Raw genomic sequence first — 16,661 nt, 5'->3', positions numbered from 1 at the left:
ATGGAATAAAGAGTGAAAATTTCATCTTGAAAAATTATTAATATTTGTTCGACAATTATGCTTATTTTTAGTATGTAGTAATTTATACTATGTTGTAAGTTGAAAAAAGAGAAAAGAAGTCTTACATCAGAGGTCGAATAATTGAAATGCGGGGGAGTCTTATGTCAGTAAAATCCGATAGTCGTCACCTATATTTGCGGGTGATTGATCACATTAAAGAAAAAATTAAAGATGGGGCTTACAAAGAAAAACAAAAGTTACCTTCAGAGTTTGATCTAGCGAAAGAACTAGGTGTAAGTAGGGCAACTTTAAGGGAAGCACTGCGTATTTTAGAAGAAGAAAATGTTGTTATTCGTAGACATGGTGTAGGGACATTTGTAAATTCGAAGCCGCTATTCTCTTCTGGAATAGAGCAACTTTCTAGTATTACAGATATGATTTCTAGTGTGGGGAAAACACCAGGAACAATCTTCTTATCATCATCTACAACAACTTTAACAGAAGAAGAAAAAGAGAAGTTTAATAGTGATGATGGATTTAGTGCAGTGATGATTGAGCGTGTTCGTACAGCAGATGGGGAACCTGTTGTGTACTGTATCGATAAGTTAGCGAAAGAGATACTACCAGATTTATCGGGATACAATGAGGAATCATTGCTTACAGTCATACATAATAACACGCACAAGCGTATCACATATGCAGTTGCTCACATTGAGCCAATAGGTTATCATCCGAAAATTTCACCGATTTTAGAATGTGAGCCTGAAACGGCACTGCTAGTTTTAAAGCAAATGCACTATGATCAAAATGATGAGCCAATCTTATATTCTATTAATTACTTTAGAGCTGACAAGTTTAGCTTCCACGTATTAAGAAAACGTATGTAGGTAAGTTCCTTTTTAGGGAGGTGACATCAAGAAGTAGGGGACAGCAGCGTATAAAAAATAGACATATCATTTCAGGAGGGGTTTCTAGTATGAAGAAAAAAACAGGTCTTTTATTATCGTTAACGTTAGCGGCAAGTGCAGTGTTAGGTGCATGTGGTAATTCGGATAAGGTGAGTAGTGATAAAAAGAGTGATAAAGACTTTAAAGTTGGTTTGGTAACAGATGTTGGGGGCGTTGATGATAAGTCATTTAACCAATCTTCTTGGGAAGGGTTACAAAAGTTTGGTAAAGATAATGGCTTAAAAGAAAAGACAAATTATCGTTATCTTCAGTCTGAAAAAGAAGCTGATTATATTCCGAATTTAAAAAAATTCTCAAAAGATAAATATGATTTAACTTTCGGAATTGGTTATAAATTAGAGGGTGCAATTAAAGAAGTGGCAAAAGAATCTCCGAAACAACAATTTGCAATCGTAGATACTGTTGTAGATGCACCGAACGTAACAAGTATTACATTTAAAGATCATGAAGGATCATTCCTTGTAGGTGCTGTAGCAGCTATGTCAACAAAATCGAATAAAGTAGGATTTGTTGGTGGAATGAAGAGTGATTTAATTAGTAAATTCGAAAATGGATTTAAAGCTGGGGCAAAGGCAGTAAATCCAAACATTGAAATCGTATCTGAATATGCAGAAGCATTCGATAAACCTGAAAAAGGTACAGTTCTTGCATCAGCAATGTACGGTCAAGGTGTAGATGTTATTTATCATGCTGCTGGTGGTACTGGTAACGGTGTATTCACTGAAGCGAAAAACCGTAAGAAAAAAGGTGAAAATGTTTGGGTAATTGGTGTTGACCGTGACCAAAATCAAGAAGGTATGCCTGAAAATGTAACGTTAACTTCAATGGTAAAACGCGTTGATATCGCTGTAGAAAAAGTAGCGAAAGAAGCGAAAGACGGCAAGTTAAAAGGCGGTAAAGTAGAAGCGTTTGGTTTAAAAGATGAGGGTATTGGCATTGCAAAAACAACTGACAATGTGAAAAAAGTTAACCCTGAAATTTTAACAAAAGTAGAAGAGTTTGAAAAGAAAATTACAGATGGTGAAATTAAAGTGCCAGCTACAGATAAAGAGTATAAAGAATATGAAGCTTCTCTAAAAAAATAATAGAGAAATAGCAAAGGTTAGTTCATAGAACTAACCTTTGTATGTATAAAACTTCCGAATTGCTTAATAAGTTAATAGTGTAATAGGGGAATGTTCCCTGTTAAAAGGAGGAACACAATGGAATACGTAATTGAGATGAATAACATTACGAAAGTATTCCCAGGCATTGTAGCGAATGATGATATTACGCTGCAAGTAAAGCAGGGAGAAATACATGCTTTACTTGGAGAAAATGGTGCAGGGAAATCCACATTGATGAATGTACTATTTGGTTTGTACCAACCAGAACAAGGTGAAATTAAAATTAAAGGAAATTCTGTAAAAATTACAAATCCGAATATAGCAAATGACCTTGGCATTGGGATGGTCCATCAGCATTTTATGCTTGTTCATAATTTTACAGTTACAGAGAATATCATTCTTGGAAATGAGCCGAGGAAAAAAGGGAAAATCGCTGTTGAAGAGGCTGCGAAAGAAATTAAACAATTATCTGAACAGTACGGTTTAGCTGTTGATCCAAATGCGAAGATTGAAGATATTTCGGTTGGGATGCAGCAAAGGGTTGAAATATTAAAAACACTTTATCGTGGTGCAGAGATTTTAATTTTTGATGAGCCGACTGCGGTGTTAACTCCCCAAGAAATTCATGAATTGATTCAAATTATGAAAAAGCTTGTGCAAGAAGGAAAATCTATCATTCTTATTACTCATAAATTGAAAGAAATTATGGAAGTTTGCGATCGCTGTACGATTATTCGTAAAGGAAAAGGGATTGGAACTGTTGACGTTGCAAATACGGATGAACATAAACTTGCAGAATTAATGGTCGGACGTCAAGTGAATTTTAAAACAGAAAAAATAGACGCTACGCCAAAAGAAGAAGTACTTTCTATTGCAAATCTTGTTGTTCAAGATGCACGCCAATTACCTGCTGTAAAAGGCCTTGACTTAACTGTTCGTGCGGGGGAAATTGTTGGTATTGCAGGGATCGATGGAAATGGACAAAGCGAATTAATAGAAGCAATTACTGGTTTACGAAAAGTTGAGTCAGGTTCTATTGCAATTAAAGGTAAAGAAATAACGAATTGGCCTGTTCGAAGAATTACAGAAGAAGGAATTGGTCATATTCCAGAAGACCGTCATAAGCACGGACTAGTTCTTGATTTTTCTGTTAGAGACAATATAGTTTTGCAAACGTACTATAAAAATCCATTTTCAAAGAAGGGGATTTTAAATTTCAGCAAAATCACAGAAAAAGCAAAGGCACTCATTGAACAATTTGATGTACGTACACCCGGTGAACAAACGCTAGCACGCGCTCTATCTGGAGGTAATCAACAAAAAGCGATTATTGCACGTGAAGTAGATCGTAATCCGGATTTATTAATTGCAGCACAGCCAACACGTGGTTTAGATGTAGGTGCGATTGAATTTATTCATAAAAAATTAATTGAGCAGAGAGATAATGGTAAGGCAGTATTGCTCCTATCTTTAGAGCTGGATGAAATTTTAAATGTAAGTGATCGAGTTGCTGTTATATATGAAGGGAAAATTGTAGCAATTGTTGATGCGAAAGAAACGAACGAACAACAGCTTGGATTATTGATGGCTGGAGGAACAAAGAAAGAGCAGGTGGGTACAAATGGCTAAAAAACTTTTAACAGAGCGAACGATAAATATTTTAGTCCCAGTACTATCCGTTATTTTTGGTTTAATTGTTGGAGCGATTGTAATGTTGGTTAGTGGCTATGATCCAATTGTTGGTTATAGTGCACTTTGGACAGGTATGTTTGGTAGTGCAAGTGCGATTGGTGAGACGCTTCGCACTATGATACCACTTATTCTTGCTGGATTATCGGTGGCATTTGCATTTCGTACAGGTTTATTTAATATCGGGGTAGAGGGTCAATTGTTAGTTGGTTGGCTTGCGGCGGTTTGGTTCGGTTATGCAGTTTCCCTACCAGCTTTTCTTCATATTCCATTATCTATTTTATTTGCAGCACTGGTAGGCGGAATATGGGGATTCATTCCTGGGTATTTAAAAGGAAAGTTTCAAGTTAATGAAGTTATTGTAACAATTATGATGAACTATATCGCGTTATATGTAACATATGACATTATTAAGCGTTTCTTACATGCGGGTAATGATAAAACGTACGACATTAAAGAGAGCGCATCACTATCTTCAGATTGGCTTGCTTCCATTACTGATGGTTCACGCCTTCACTGGGGAATCATAGTAGCAATTTTAATAGCTATCTTAATGTGGTTCTTATTAGACCGAACAACTTTAGGCTATGAATTAAAGTCGGTAGGGTTTAATCAAAATGCTTCTCAATATGCAGGTATGAAAGTTTCCCGTAATGTAGTATTCTCCATGACAATTGCTGGTGCATTTGCGGGGATTGGTGGAGCAATGGAAGGGTTAGGAACATTCCAAAGTATGACAGCGATGTCTTCGTTTACAGGAGTAGGATTTGACGGGATTGCTGTAGCATTACTTGGAGGAAATAACCCGTTTGGTATTATTCTTTCAGCATTATTATTTGGTGGTTTGAAAAGTGCTTCCCCTCAAATGAACTTTGAGGCAGACGTACCATCAGAGCTAATTAATGTAATTATTGCATGTATCATCTTCTTTGTTGCATGTAGTTATGTTTTAAGATGGGCGCTTACACGCATGAGCAAGGAGGGGAAATAAATGAGCTTTTTAGATATATTAGCCATTCTTGTAACTGGGACGTTATATACATCAGCGCCTATAATTTTTACAGCATTAGGTGGTGTATTTAGTGAACGATCGGGTGTTGTAAATATCGGGTTAGAAGGACTAATGCTATTTGGTGCATTTATTGGAGTTGTTACAAACCTATTAATGGGTGATACTTGGGGAACGATGACCCCATGGATTGCGTTATTATTTGCGGCAATTGGTGGTGGATTATTCGCATTACTTCATGCGTTAGCATCTATTACATTCCGAGCTGATCAAGTTGTAAGTGGTGTAGCGATTAACTTCTTATCTCTTGGCTTAACAGTATTTGCAATCAAGAAAATTTTTGATAAAGGGCAAACTGACTTTATTCAGTACCGTATCGAAAAGATTGACATTCCAGGTCTTTCAGATATTCCAGTTATCGGAAAAGTATTCTTCTCAAACGTACCAATAACGTCGTATATTGCCATTATTTTAGCATTTGTTGTTTGGTATGTTATTTATAAAACACCGTTCGGTCTTCGATTACGTGCTGTTGGTGAACATCCAATGGCAGCGGATACGATGGGGATTAATGTATATAAAATGCGTTATATAGCCGTTTGTATATCAGGAGTGTTTGCTGGGATTGGTGGAGCGATTTTTGCAATGTCAATTTCTAATAACTTCTCAGGGGCAACTATTACAGGACAAGGTTTCTTAGCTTTAGCTGCTATGATCTTTGGGAAGTGGAACCCACTAGGTGCGCTAGGTGCAGCTCTATTCTTTGGTTTTGCACAATCTCTTAGTGTAACAGGTGGAACCATTCCTGTATTAGATCAAATTCCAAGTGTTTTATTAACGATATTACCGTATGTATTCACAATATTAGCACTTGTTGGTTTTGTAGGTCGATCTGAAGCCCCGAAAGCATTAGGAACGCCTTATGAAAAAGGAAAACGATGAGTATTTAGAAAGTATAAGAAAAGCTCGCACATTAGTGCGGGCTTTTTTACATAGAATATATTTAATACGGGATTTTAATATGTTCCTTACATATTAAAGTTTTTAGAATGAGTCATATGTAAACATAATAAGGAAGAAAAGTTGATTTTTCATTTCTAAAAACTGTATATTGAAGAGGAATATTCCTACATACGTAAAGGAGGGCTATAAATGAAACTAATGGAACAGCAAATGCATGAATTAGGTGGCTTGCGAGTACATATTATTCCGACTGACAAATATAAAACAAATACCTTTGTATTTCGTTTCAAAGCACCTTTAAATGAGGAGACGGTGACAGAGCGCGCCCTATTGCCATACGTGTTACAAAGTGCGACGGAAAAGCTGCCTTCTGTAATTCGCCTTCGTCAATATTTAGAAGAATTGTACGGATCTTCTTTAGCAGTAGATGTAAGTAAAAAAGGGGAAGATCATATCATTTCTATTTATGTAGACATCGCAAATGAAACATACTTACGCGATGCACCGCCGCTATTTGAAAAAGCGCTTTCTATGTTATCTGATATTGTTTTACATCCAGCAACAGAAGGGAACGGTTTTTTACCTTCTATAGTAGAAAGTGAGAAACGAGCACTTTTGCAACGTATTGAAGCAACTTATGATGATAAAATGCGTTATGCAAATGAACGATTAGTAGAAGAAATGTGCAAAGTAGAGCCGTATCGTTTAAGTGCAAATGGGAAAAAAGAGAGTGTTGCTCCCATTACAAATGAAAGTTTGTATCAATTTTATCAAAGAGTGTTAGCTGAAGATGAAATGGATCTATACATCATTGGTGACATTTCAGAAGATGCTGTTGAACTTGTAAGTAAATATTTCTCTATTTCCCCTCGTACTGTGAAAGAGCGGAATGTACTTCTTCATAAACGAAATAATGAAGAAAAGGAAATTGTTGAAAAACAAGAATTAAAGCAAAGTAAATTAAATATCGGCTATCGCACATTCGTTACGTATAAAGATGAAGATTATTTTGCATTACAATTGTTTAACGGATTATTTGGAGGGTTTTCTCATTCGAAGTTATTCGTAAATGTCCGTGAAAAAAATAGTTTAGCGTACTATGCAGCATCGAGATTTGAAAGTCATAAAGGTTTGCTCTTTGTTATGTCTGGAATTGAAGCGAAGAACTTTGAAAAAGCAGTTGAAATTATTAAAGAACAGATGAAAGCAATGCAAAACGGTGATTTTTCAGAAGAAGAGATTCAACAAACGAAAAGTGTAATTCAAAATCAAATATTAGAGGCAATTGATACACCACGTGGTTTTGTGGAAATGCTTTATCACGGCGTTATTTCAGAGCGTACGCGTCCAGTTGAAGAATGGCTAACGGGCATAGAAAACGTGACGAAAGAAGAAATTGTGAAAGTTGCTAATAATATTGAACTAGATACAATTTACTTTTTACATGGAACGGAGGGAGAATAAATGGAGAAGATTGAGTATGAGCAATTAAAAGAGACGCTATATTATGAAAAACTTCCGAATGGATTAGATGTATACATTTTACCGAAACAAGGCTTCAACAAAACATTTGCAACATTTACGACGAAGTACGGTTCCGTTGATAATACATTTGTTCCGCTTGGAAAAGAAGAAATGACCCGTGTACCAGATGGAATTGCTCATTTCCTTGAACATAAATTGTTTGAAAAAGAGGACCATGACGCGTTCCAATTATTTAGTAAACAAGGAGCATCGGCAAATGCTTTTACATCCTTTACGAGAACTGCTTACCTCTTTTCCTGTACATCAAATGTAGAGCAAAATTTAAATACGTTGTTAAATTTTGTCCAAGAACCGTATTTCTCTGAAAAAACGGTTGAAAAAGAAAAAGGTATTATCGGCCAAGAAATTCAAATGTACCAAGACAATCCAGACTGGCGTTTATATTTTGGATTAATCGATAGTTTGTTTGTTAAACATCCAATTAAAATTGATATTGCAGGGACAATTGAGTCGATTAGTAAAATTACAAAAGACCTTTTGTATGAATGTTATGAAACATTTTATCATCCGAGCAATATGTTAATGTTTGTTGTTGGAGCAATTGACCCTGAAAAAACAATGGATTTAGTACGAGAAAACCAAGCGAAAAAAGATTATGAAAACCAACCGGAAATTGTGCGTTCTTTTGAAGAGGAACCAGAAGAAGTAAATGAAAAGAAAAAGATTATTTCAATGCCTGTTCAAACTCCGAAATGTCTAGTTGGTATTAAGGCGACAAATTTAAAAGAAAAAGGGAAAGCCCTTTTAAAACAAGAAATTGCGCTTACATTACTTTTAGATTATTTATTTGGAAAAGGGTCAGTTCATTACGAAGCTCTATATAACGAAGGTCTTATTGATGATTCGTTCTCGTATGACTACACAGAAGAAAATAACTTCGGTTTTGCAATGGTGGGCGGCGATACGAAGCAGCCTGATGAATTGGCAGATCGATTAAAAGGGATTTTACTACAAACAAATTATGATCAGCTAGATGAGGCGGCATTGGAACGAGTGAAGAAAAAGAAAATTGGTGGCTTCTTACGCTCATTGAATTCACCTGAGTACATTGCAAATCAGTTTACACGTTATGCGTTTAATGAATCTAGTTTATTTGATGCTCTTACAGTGTTGGAAGGATTAACTGTTCAAGACTTACAACAGGCAGCGAAAACATTATTAATTGAAGAGAAAATGAGTGTTTGCCAAGTGTTGCCAAAAAAATAAAGTGATATTTGAATAAAAAACGCAGTATCTAAATCCCTCATCTAACGTTTGGTTATTGCCAAATGGTAAGATGAGGGTATTATTTATTTATACGTAAAAGATAAGAGAGGGAATTTATGAAAAAGTATGCATTAGTAACTGGAGGGAGCGGAGGGATTGGCTCTGCTATTTCGAAGCAGTTAATCGAAGATGGTTATACAGTTTATATTCATTACAATAAAAGCGAAGAGAAGGTAAGGGAGTTACAGAAGAAATTTGGTGAAGTAATTCCTGTTCAAGCGAATTTAGCTTCTAAAGATGGCGCTGAGGAATTATGGGGACAAATCGAACATCCGATTGATGTTATCGTATACGCAGCTGGAAAGAGTATCTTTGGATTAGTAACAGATGTTACGAATGAAGAATTAGATTATATGGTGGAGCTTCAAGTGAAGAGTGTATATAGACTTCTATCGATGGCACTTCCACCGATGATCGTGCGGAGAAGTGGTAATGTTGTCATTATTTCATCTATTTGGGGGCAAATAGGAGCATCTTGTGAGGTACTGTACTCAATGGTAAAAGGGGCACAAAATTCATATGTGAAAGCTTTAGCAAAAGAAGTTTCTTTAAGTGGATTGCGTGTTAATGCGGTAGCGCCAGGGGCAATCGAGACAGAGATGTTAAGTGTATTTTCAGAAGAGGATAAAACTGAAATTGCTGAAGATATTCCATTAGGTAGATTAGGGTTGCCAGAAGAGGTAGCTAAAACAGTCTCCTTCCTCGTTTCACCAGGAGCTTCTTATATTACGGGGCAAATTATCGGAGTGAATGGCGGTTGGCATTGCTAAAAAATTCTTACATAAAAAACAAGAAATTGTACAAATTAAGCATGATTCTATTACTCAATAGTGAGGTGCTTAAACATGACAGTGTTAGAAAACTTTGATCAGTGGAAGAGCTTTTTAGGAGAACGTTTAGAACAAGCGGAAGGAAAAGGGCTTGATGGTGGTGCAGTATCAGATATGGCATTTCGCGTTGGAGATTATCTAGCTAATGAAGTGGAAGCGCGCAATGACCAAGAAAAATTGTTAGCTGAACTTTGGAAAGTTGCTGATGAACAAGAGCAACATACAATTGCAAATTTAATGGTGAAATTTGTACAACATAAGTAAAAGTAGAGAGGAGAAGCTCCTCTCTACTTTTTTTGTATAATAATTACACGGAATAGATTATACATTTAGCTTCCCTATTAAGGTGAAATCATATAATATAGTACGTAGGTGTAAAGTAAGCGTGGGGGAGTGATCTTGGATGATTGAATGGTATTTTGAATATGAAATACATAAGAACCGACCTGGCTTGCTTGGTGACGTTTCTTCGTTAATCGGTATGCTTGGCATCAATATTGTCACAATTAATGGTGTAGATAATGCACGACGTGGGCTTTTGCTTATGTGTGATAATCAAGAGCAAATCTCTAGACTTGAATCAATTTTAAATACTATGGATAATATAACGGTAACGAAATATCGTCCGCCAAAGCTTAGAGATAAGCTAGCGGTTAGACATGGTAGGTACATACAACGAGATGCAGATGATAAGAAGACATTTCGATTTGTGCGTGATGAATTAGGATTACTTGTAGACTTTATGGCGGAGATAATGAAAAAAGAAGGTCATAAACTAATTGGAATACGAGGAATGCCTCGTGTTGGAAAAACAGAATCCATTGTTGCCGCAAGTGTTTGTGCAAATAAGAGGTGGTTATTTGTATCATCTACTCTTATTAAGCAAACTGTTCGTAGTCAATTGATTGAAGATGAGTATAGCGACGATAATATTTTCATACTAGATGGAATCGTGTCAACAAAGCGTGCAAATGAAAGGCATTGGCAGCTCGTTCGTGAAATAATGAGATTGCCTGCAACGAAAGTTGTGGAACATCCGGATGTATTTGTGAGTCAGTCAGAATACACGTTGGATGATTTTGATTATATTATCGAATTGCGTAACGATTATGATGAAGAAATTCAATATAATTTAGTAGATGAAATTGAGCAAGGTACGCAAAATAATTTCTCTATGTTCGACTTTTAAAGAAATATTGAGGTGTTAGTAGTGACGGAATTAGGACAAAAGCTGAAAGAAGCAAGAGAAGCAAAAGGCTTGTCTATGGATCAGCTGCATGAGATTACAAAAATTCAAAAACGCCATTTAGTAGCGATTGAAGAAGGCAATTACGATGTGTTGCCAGGAGCTTTTTATGCGCGTGCATTCATTAAACAATATGCAGATGCTGTTGGATTAAATGGAGAGGAACTGCTTGTAGAATATCAGAGCACAATACCACAATCTGAAAATCGTGAAGTTCCACAAGTATCAACTGGACAAAAAACACAAGAAACAATGCAGAAATCTTCATCATGGCCAATTGCAGATCATATGCCAAAGATTTTAATTGCGTTATTAGTAATCGTATTTGGAGTAGTAGTTTGGTTTGTGATTCAAATGTTAACTGGAAAAGATGACGGACAAGTTCCAAATGCTCAAAGTGAGAAAATTGAAGTTCAAAAAGCAAAAGATTCTCCGCTAGATACGAAGAAAGATGAAGTAAAAGCGGAAGAGCCAAAAAAAGAAGAACCAAAAAAAGAAGAACCAAAGAAAGAGGAGCAACCAGCGCAACCAACTGGACAACAAGAAGTGAAAGTAGTTGGAACAACTGGTAAGGTATCTACTTTGGAAATTCATAATAATAAAACATTAGAACTAGAAATCTCAGCAAAGGGTGCAAGTTATGTAGATGTTAAAGATGATGCGGGTAACGAAATTCTAAACACTACAGTACAAAGTGGTCAAACAGAAAAACGTGATTTATCAACAGCAAAAGAAGTGCGACTTAATATTGGAAGTGCACCGAATGTTGAAATTAAACTGAATGGCCAAGTGGTTACCTTCCCATTAGATCCAGAAAAAGAATATCACCAAAGATTGGTGATAAAAAACCAAGGGATAGGGCAACCTGCACAATAACAGTCATCGCTTCGATGACTTTTTTCAATGAACAAATGTTTTTGACATGATGGAGGAATAGCTGTGAATTTACCAAATAAAATTACAATATCTAGAATCTGCTTAATTCCAATTTTTATGGTAATTATGCTAGCGCCGTTTGATTGGGGCTCATTTACAATTGGTGATGTTGATTTACCAATTCAACATTTAGCAGGGGCACTTATCTTTATTATTGCTTCAGCTACAGATTGGATTGATGGATATTATGCAAGAAAGTATAATCTTGTAACGAATTTAGGGAAATTCCTTGATCCGTTAGCAGATAAATTACTTGTTTCGGCAGCACTTATCACATTAGTAGAAATGCAATATGTACCTGCTTGGATCGTTATTGTAATTATAAGCCGTGAGTTTGCAGTAACAGGTTTGCGCCTTGTACTTGCTGGAACAGGGGAAGTAGTTGCAGCAAATCAGTTGGGGAAAATTAAGACGTGGACTCAAATTATTGCGATTGCAGCATATTTATTACACGATGTACCGTTAAATTTAATCCATATCCCAGTTGCAGATATTTTCATATGGATTGCATTAATCTTTACCGTTATTTCAGGATGGGATTATTTCTGGAAAAATAGAACTGCTTTTGTAAACTCAAAATAGAAGTTTATGGGGGAATTGGGATGAATGCTGAAGTTATTGCGGTTGGAACTGAATTATTACTTGGACAAATTGCAAATACAAATGCCCAGTTTTTATCTGAAAAGTTAGCTTCAATCGGAATTAATGTGTACTACCATACTGTGGTTGGGGATAATAACAAGCGATTACAGAAGGCAATTGAAGTTGCTGAAGAACGCGCTGATATGCTCATTTTTACAGGTGGATTAGGACCGACAAAAGATGATTTAACGAAAGAAACAATAGCGTCTAGTTTAAATGAAGAGCTTGTGTATGATGAAAAGGCATTAATATCGATAAGCAATTATTTTAAGCGTACAGGCCGTGAATTTACGGAGAATAATAAAAAGCAGGCGCTCGTTTTAAATGGATCGACAGTATTTGCGAATGATCACGGTATGGCGCCAGGTATGGGGTTAAATAAGAACGGGAAAGCTTATATTTTATTACCGGGACCACCGAAAGAAATGAAGCCGATGTATGTAAGTTACGTAGAGCCTTTTTTACGTAATTTTACAACGGGTGAAAATATTTATTCTCGTGTTCTTCGCTTTTTTGGTATTGGGGAATCTCAATTAGAGGTGAAAGTCCAAGATTTAATTGATGAACAAACGAATCCGACAATTGCACCACTTGCAAATGATGGAGAAGTGACATTACGTTTGACTGCCAAACATCATGATGCTGATGAGGCTGAGAAACTAATTCAGCATGTGGAAGATTTGATTTTAGAAAGAGTAGGAGAATTTTTCTACGGATATGACCAAGATTTCCTTCATTACAAGGTAGTAGAGTTATTGAAGGAAAAAGGGTTAACTTTAGCATGTGCAGAAAGTTTAACAGGTGGTCTCTTTGGAAATCAAGTAACAGAAAATGCTGGTGTTTCGTCTGTATTTAAAGGCGGTGTCATTTGTTATCAAAATGATGTGAAGCAACAAATTTTACATGTACCTGAAGAAGTGTTGCGTACTGATGGTGCGGTTAGTAAACAGTGTGCTCGTTATCTTGCTGAAAATGTAAAGAAACTGTTAAAAGCGGATATCGGAATTAGTTTTACTGGGGTGGCAGGACCGGATGCTTCAGAACATAAAGAACCAGGCACAGTATTTGTTGGATTGGCGATTAAAGATGAACCAGCTGTAGTCTTCCCACTTAATTTGAGTGGAAGTCGTCAACAAATTAGAGAACGCTCTGCAAAATATGGATTTTATCATTTATATAAAAAGCTAGAAGAGATATAAATTTCTTCTAGTTTTTTTTGTGGGTAAATCGAGTTTTATTTGATGGAAAATAAAAAAATCGAATAAATGTTCGATTTTTGTTGGCAAATTGAATTGAAAATAGGTATAATAAGATTAGCAATTCAGCTAAGGAGGAATTTTGAATGAGTGATCGTCAAGCGGCATTAGATATGGCGTTAAAACAAATAGAGAAGCAATTCGGTAAAGGTTCAATTATGAAATTAGGAGAACAAGCGGAACGTAGAATTTCTACAATTTCAAGTGGTTCTTTAGCACTTGATGTGGCACTAGGGGTAGGCGGATACCCACGTGGCCGTATTATTGAAATTTATGGACCTGAGAGTTCAGGTAAAACAACAGTTTCATTACACGCAATCGCGGAAGTACAGCGTCAAGGTGGACAAGCAGCGTTCATTGATGCGGAGCATGCGATGGATCCTGTATATGCACAAAAATTAGGTGTTAACATCGATGAATTACTATTATCGCAGCCTGATACAGGGGAGCAAGGACTAGAAATCGCAGAAGCACTTGTACGAAGTGGCGCGGTTGACATTATCGTAATTGACTCTGTAGCAGCTCTTGTACCGAAAGCTGAGATCGAAGGGGATATGGGTGACTCACACGTTGGTTTACAGGCACGTTTAATGTCACAAGCACTTCGTAAACTTTCAGGTGCAATTAATAAATCAAAAACAATCGCAATCTTTATCAACCAAATTCGTGAAAAAGTTGGGGTTATGTTCGGAAACCCAGAAACAACTCCAGGTGGTCGTGCGTTGAAATTCTATTCAACTGTTCGTCTTGAAGTACGTCGTGCTGAGCAATTAAAGCAAGGTAACGACATCGTTGGTAATAAAACGAAAGTAAAAGTAGTTAAAAATAAAGTAGCACCACCATTCCGTGTTGCTGAAGTTGATATTATGTACGGAGAAGGTATTTCAAGAGAAGGTGAAATCTTAGATATGGCTTCTGAACTTGATATCGTTCAAAAGAGTGGTGCTTGGTACTCTTATAATGAAGAACGCTTAGGACAAGGTCGTGAAAATTCGAAGCAATTCTTAAAAGAGAATACGGATTTAAGAGAGGAAATTGCCTTCTTTGTTCGTGAGCATCACGGAATTGGTGAAGACTCTGGTGTTGAAGACACGGAAGATTCAACTCTTCAAGATTAAAAATAAAAGACACGGGACCGTGTCTTTTATTTTTAATTCGCTATGAAAGCGCTGTATGTAGCTGGAGATAAAATATTTATTCTAACCAAAAGGCTATGTGTAAAGGGGAATATTTATATATTTTAAGTAAATGAATTGGGATTCACTAAGGTTTTCCAGGATAATATGCTATTTACTTTTCGAATTCAGATAAGATTCAGGGCTGAAGGTAAAGAAAGTAAAAGTAGACAACGCTTGACAATGAAAATTGCGATAGATACAATGAGAATGTATATTTTTTCTTATATACGATACACTCTTCTCAAGAAGAGAAGTAATATTCGGAGTAAGACTTAAATCTTGCCGAAATAATAATATGACATTTTAATTGTGAAATGAAGAAAGTCCCTTAAAAAAGCGGGACGACGGTCTTTGCTGTACGTTGTAATTCAATGTACATGTCGACAGTCTTTTTTCATTCATAGCAAGGGGAGGTGAAATCATGACGAGTAGTACAGTTTGGATACTCATCTCCATTTTGCTTGCAACAGTCGGTGCAGTTGTTGGCTTTTTTGTTCGAAAGTCTATTGCTGAAGCGAAGATCAACGGTGCAGCTAATGAAGCGAAACGTATTCTAGACGAAGCGAATCGCGATGCTGAAGCACTTAAGAAAGAAGCGCTTTTAGAAGCAAAGGATGAAATTCATACACTTCGTACAGAAGCTGAATTAGAAATTCGTGACCGTAGAAGCGAATTACAAAAACAAGAAAATCGTTTAATGCAAAAAGAAGAGAACCTTGATCGTAAAGACGAAACGCTCGATAAGCGCGAGCAACAGTTAGAAAAGAAAGAGGAATCTCTTGTAGCGAAACAACAACAGATTGAAGAGTTGGAAAGCAAAGTGGGAGAGTTAGTTCAAAAGCAACAAACGGAATTAGAGCGCATTTCCAATCTGACACGCGAACAAGCGAAAGCAATTATTCTTGGTAAAGTGGAAAGTGAAGTTTCTCATGAAATTGCCGTTATGGTAAAAGAAAGTGAAGTTCGCGCGAAAGAAGAAGCGGATAAGAAGGCAAAAGAGATTTTATCTCTTGCAATGCAAAGATGTGCAGCTGATCATGTTGCTGAAACAACCGTTTCGGTTGTAAATCTTCCAAACGACGAAATGAAGGGGCGTATTATCGGACGTGAGGGTCGTAATATTCGTACGCTAGAAACGTTGACAGGTATTGACCTTATTATCGATGATACACCAGAAGCGGTAATCCTATCAGGATTCGATCCAATTCGTCGTGAAACAGCTCGTATCGCTCTTGATAAACTAGTACAGGACGGACGTATTCATCCAGCGCGTATTGAAGAGATGGTTGAAAAATCAAGACGTGAAGTGGACGAGTATATTCGCGAAGTCGGAGAGCAAACAACGTTTGAAGTGGGTGTTCATGGTTTACACCCAGATTTAATTAAGATTTTAGGTCGTTTGAAATACCGTACAAGCTATGGGCAAAACGTCTTAAAACATTCTATGGAAGTAGCGTATTTAACTGGACTTATGGCAGCGGAACTTGGCGAGGATGAAAAACTAGCAAGACGTGCGGGTCTATTACATGATATCGGAAAAGCGATTGATCATGAAGTAGAAGGTAGCCACGTTGAAATTGGTGTTGAACTTGCAACGAAATATAAAGAGCATCCTGTTGTTATAAACAGTATCGCATCTCACCATGGTGACACGGAACCAACTTCTATCATTGCAGTTCTAGTTGCAGCAGCAGATGCATTATCAGCTGCAAGACCAGGAGCTCGTAGTGAAACGCTTGAAAACTACATTCGTCGTCTTGAAAAGTTAGAAGAGATTTCAGAGTCTTATGAAGGCGTAGAAAAATCTTTCGCAATTCAAGCAGGACGTGAAGTTCGTATTCTGGTAAAACCAGATACAATTGATGATTTAGAAGCTCATCGTTTAGCTCGTGATATTCGAAAACGTATTGAAAATGAACTGGATTATCCAGGACATATTAAAGTAACTGTTATTCGTGAAACGCGTGCAGTGGAATACGCAAAATAAAGTGGTGAAACACCACTTTATTTTTTTGTGTTGGAATTGG

Annotated in this window: 15 protein-coding genes; all 15 read left to right on the top strand. The window is 36.7% G+C overall.

From position 1 onward, the window contains the following. Positions 1 to 161 precede the first annotated feature (161 nt). Positions 162 to 887, top strand: coding sequence for a GntR family transcriptional regulator (locus tag MR109_RS01600; protein ID WP_048371610.1), 726 nt, complete (start codon positions 162 to 164; stop codon positions 885 to 887). Between the two features lie 89 nt (positions 888 to 976). Continuing rightward, complete coding sequence (locus MR109_RS01595; RefSeq protein WP_025148362.1) at positions 977 to 2,053, top strand: BMP family lipoprotein; 1,077 nt, start codon at positions 977 to 979, stop codon at positions 2,051 to 2,053. A gap of 117 nt (positions 2,054 to 2,170) precedes the next feature. Then, complete coding sequence (locus tag MR109_RS01590) at positions 2,171 to 3,703, top strand: ABC transporter ATP-binding protein (RefSeq protein WP_098475355.1); 1,533 nt, start codon at positions 2,171 to 2,173, stop codon at positions 3,701 to 3,703. Then, positions 3,696 to 4,754: an ABC transporter permease gene (locus MR109_RS01585; RefSeq protein WP_048371606.1), complete on the top strand. Its 1,059-nt coding sequence runs from the start codon at positions 3,696 to 3,698 to the stop codon at positions 4,752 to 4,754. Before MR109_RS01590 ends, MR109_RS01585 begins: the two co-directional genes overlap by 8 nt. Beyond that, entirely contained in the window at positions 4,755 to 5,714 is a 960-nt protein-coding gene (locus tag MR109_RS01580; protein WP_025148365.1) for an ABC transporter permease, read from the top strand. It abuts the gene before it with no gap. Between the two features lie 210 nt (positions 5,715 to 5,924). Further along, positions 5,925 to 7,199, top strand: coding sequence for an EF-P 5-aminopentanol modification-associated protein YfmF (gene yfmF / locus MR109_RS01575; RefSeq protein ID WP_002173064.1), 1,275 nt, complete (start codon positions 5,925 to 5,927; stop codon positions 7,197 to 7,199). Beyond that, the gene (gene yfmH, locus MR109_RS01570; RefSeq protein WP_002173063.1) at positions 7,200 to 8,486 is read left to right on the top strand and encodes an EF-P 5-aminopentanol modification-associated protein YfmH; all 1,287 of its coding nucleotides are present in this window, start codon (positions 7,200 to 7,202) and stop codon (positions 8,484 to 8,486) included. Between the two features lie 116 nt (positions 8,487 to 8,602). Then, the gene (ymfI, locus tag MR109_RS01565; RefSeq protein WP_242270736.1) at positions 8,603 to 9,316 is read left to right on the top strand and encodes an elongation factor P 5-aminopentanone reductase; all 714 of its coding nucleotides are present in this window, start codon (positions 8,603 to 8,605) and stop codon (positions 9,314 to 9,316) included. 75 nt (positions 9,317 to 9,391) lie between these two features. Further along, on the top strand, positions 9,392 to 9,640 hold the full coding sequence (locus tag MR109_RS01560; protein ID WP_025148368.1) for a DUF3243 domain-containing protein: 249 nt from the start codon (positions 9,392 to 9,394) through the stop codon (positions 9,638 to 9,640). A gap of 139 nt (positions 9,641 to 9,779) precedes the next feature. Next, positions 9,780 to 10,565 (top strand): DUF3388 domain-containing protein, encoded by a 786-nt coding sequence (locus MR109_RS01555; RefSeq protein WP_000574107.1) that lies wholly within the window; start codon positions 9,780 to 9,782, stop codon positions 10,563 to 10,565. A 21-nt stretch (positions 10,566 to 10,586) separates the two neighbouring features. Further along, entirely contained in the window at positions 10,587 to 11,498 is a 912-nt protein-coding gene (locus MR109_RS01550) for a helix-turn-helix domain-containing protein (RefSeq protein ID WP_048371602.1), read from the top strand. Positions 11,499 to 11,561: 63 nt separating this feature from the next. Then, positions 11,562 to 12,140, top strand: coding sequence for a CDP-diacylglycerol--glycerol-3-phosphate 3-phosphatidyltransferase (gene pgsA / locus MR109_RS01545; RefSeq protein WP_002173059.1), 579 nt, complete (start codon positions 11,562 to 11,564; stop codon positions 12,138 to 12,140). 20 nt (positions 12,141 to 12,160) lie between these two features. Next, on the top strand, positions 12,161 to 13,399 hold the full coding sequence (locus MR109_RS01540; RefSeq protein ID WP_242270734.1) for a competence/damage-inducible protein A: 1,239 nt from the start codon (positions 12,161 to 12,163) through the stop codon (positions 13,397 to 13,399). Positions 13,400 to 13,542: 143 nt separating this feature from the next. Next, positions 13,543 to 14,574 carry a recombinase RecA gene (gene recA / locus MR109_RS01535; RefSeq protein WP_001283855.1) on the top strand — a complete coding sequence of 344 codons (1,032 nt, stop codon included), beginning with the start codon at positions 13,543 to 13,545 and terminating at the stop codon, positions 14,572 to 14,574. Between the two features lie 481 nt (positions 14,575 to 15,055). Continuing rightward, positions 15,056 to 16,621, top strand: coding sequence for a ribonuclease Y (rny, locus tag MR109_RS01530; RefSeq protein WP_025148373.1), 1,566 nt, complete (start codon positions 15,056 to 15,058; stop codon positions 16,619 to 16,621). Positions 16,622 to 16,661 lie beyond the last annotated feature (40 nt).

This window comes from Bacillus cereus group sp. BfR-BA-01310 (assembly GCF_022664325.1).
Lineage (GTDB): Bacteria > Bacillota > Bacilli > Bacillales > Bacillaceae_G > Bacillus_A > Bacillus_A paramycoides.
The sequence above is the reverse complement of the archived record's forward strand: the minus strand, read 5'-3'. Positions and strand labels throughout refer to the sequence as shown.

What these genes read in the sequence shown, in the direction of transcription:
- MR109_RS01600 (WP_048371610.1), top strand. Translation starts at nt 162, where the DNA reads ATGTCAGTAAAATCCGATAGTCGTCACCTATATTTGCGGGTGATTGAT.
- MR109_RS01595 (WP_025148362.1), top strand. Translation starts at nt 977, where the DNA reads ATGAAGAAAAAAACAGGTCTTTTATTATCGTTAACGTTAGCGGCAAGT.
- MR109_RS01590 (WP_098475355.1), top strand. Translation starts at nt 2,171, where the DNA reads ATGGAATACGTAATTGAGATGAATAACATTACGAAAGTATTCCCAGGC.
- MR109_RS01585 (WP_048371606.1), top strand. Translation starts at nt 3,696, where the DNA reads ATGGCTAAAAAACTTTTAACAGAGCGAACGATAAATATTTTAGTCCCA.
- MR109_RS01580 (WP_025148365.1), top strand. Translation starts at nt 4,755, where the DNA reads ATGAGCTTTTTAGATATATTAGCCATTCTTGTAACTGGGACGTTATAT.
- yfmF (WP_002173064.1), top strand. Translation starts at nt 5,925, where the DNA reads ATGAAACTAATGGAACAGCAAATGCATGAATTAGGTGGCTTGCGAGTA.
- yfmH (WP_002173063.1), top strand. Translation starts at nt 7,200, where the DNA reads ATGGAGAAGATTGAGTATGAGCAATTAAAAGAGACGCTATATTATGAA.
- ymfI (WP_242270736.1), top strand. Translation starts at nt 8,603, where the DNA reads ATGAAAAAGTATGCATTAGTAACTGGAGGGAGCGGAGGGATTGGCTCT.
- MR109_RS01560 (WP_025148368.1), top strand. Translation starts at nt 9,392, where the DNA reads ATGACAGTGTTAGAAAACTTTGATCAGTGGAAGAGCTTTTTAGGAGAA.
- MR109_RS01555 (WP_000574107.1), top strand. Translation starts at nt 9,780, where the DNA reads ATGATTGAATGGTATTTTGAATATGAAATACATAAGAACCGACCTGGC.
- MR109_RS01540 (WP_242270734.1), top strand. Translation starts at nt 12,161, where the DNA reads ATGAATGCTGAAGTTATTGCGGTTGGAACTGAATTATTACTTGGACAA.
- recA (WP_001283855.1), top strand. Translation starts at nt 13,543, where the DNA reads ATGAGTGATCGTCAAGCGGCATTAGATATGGCGTTAAAACAAATAGAG.
- rny (WP_025148373.1), top strand. Translation starts at nt 15,056, where the DNA reads ATGACGAGTAGTACAGTTTGGATACTCATCTCCATTTTGCTTGCAACA.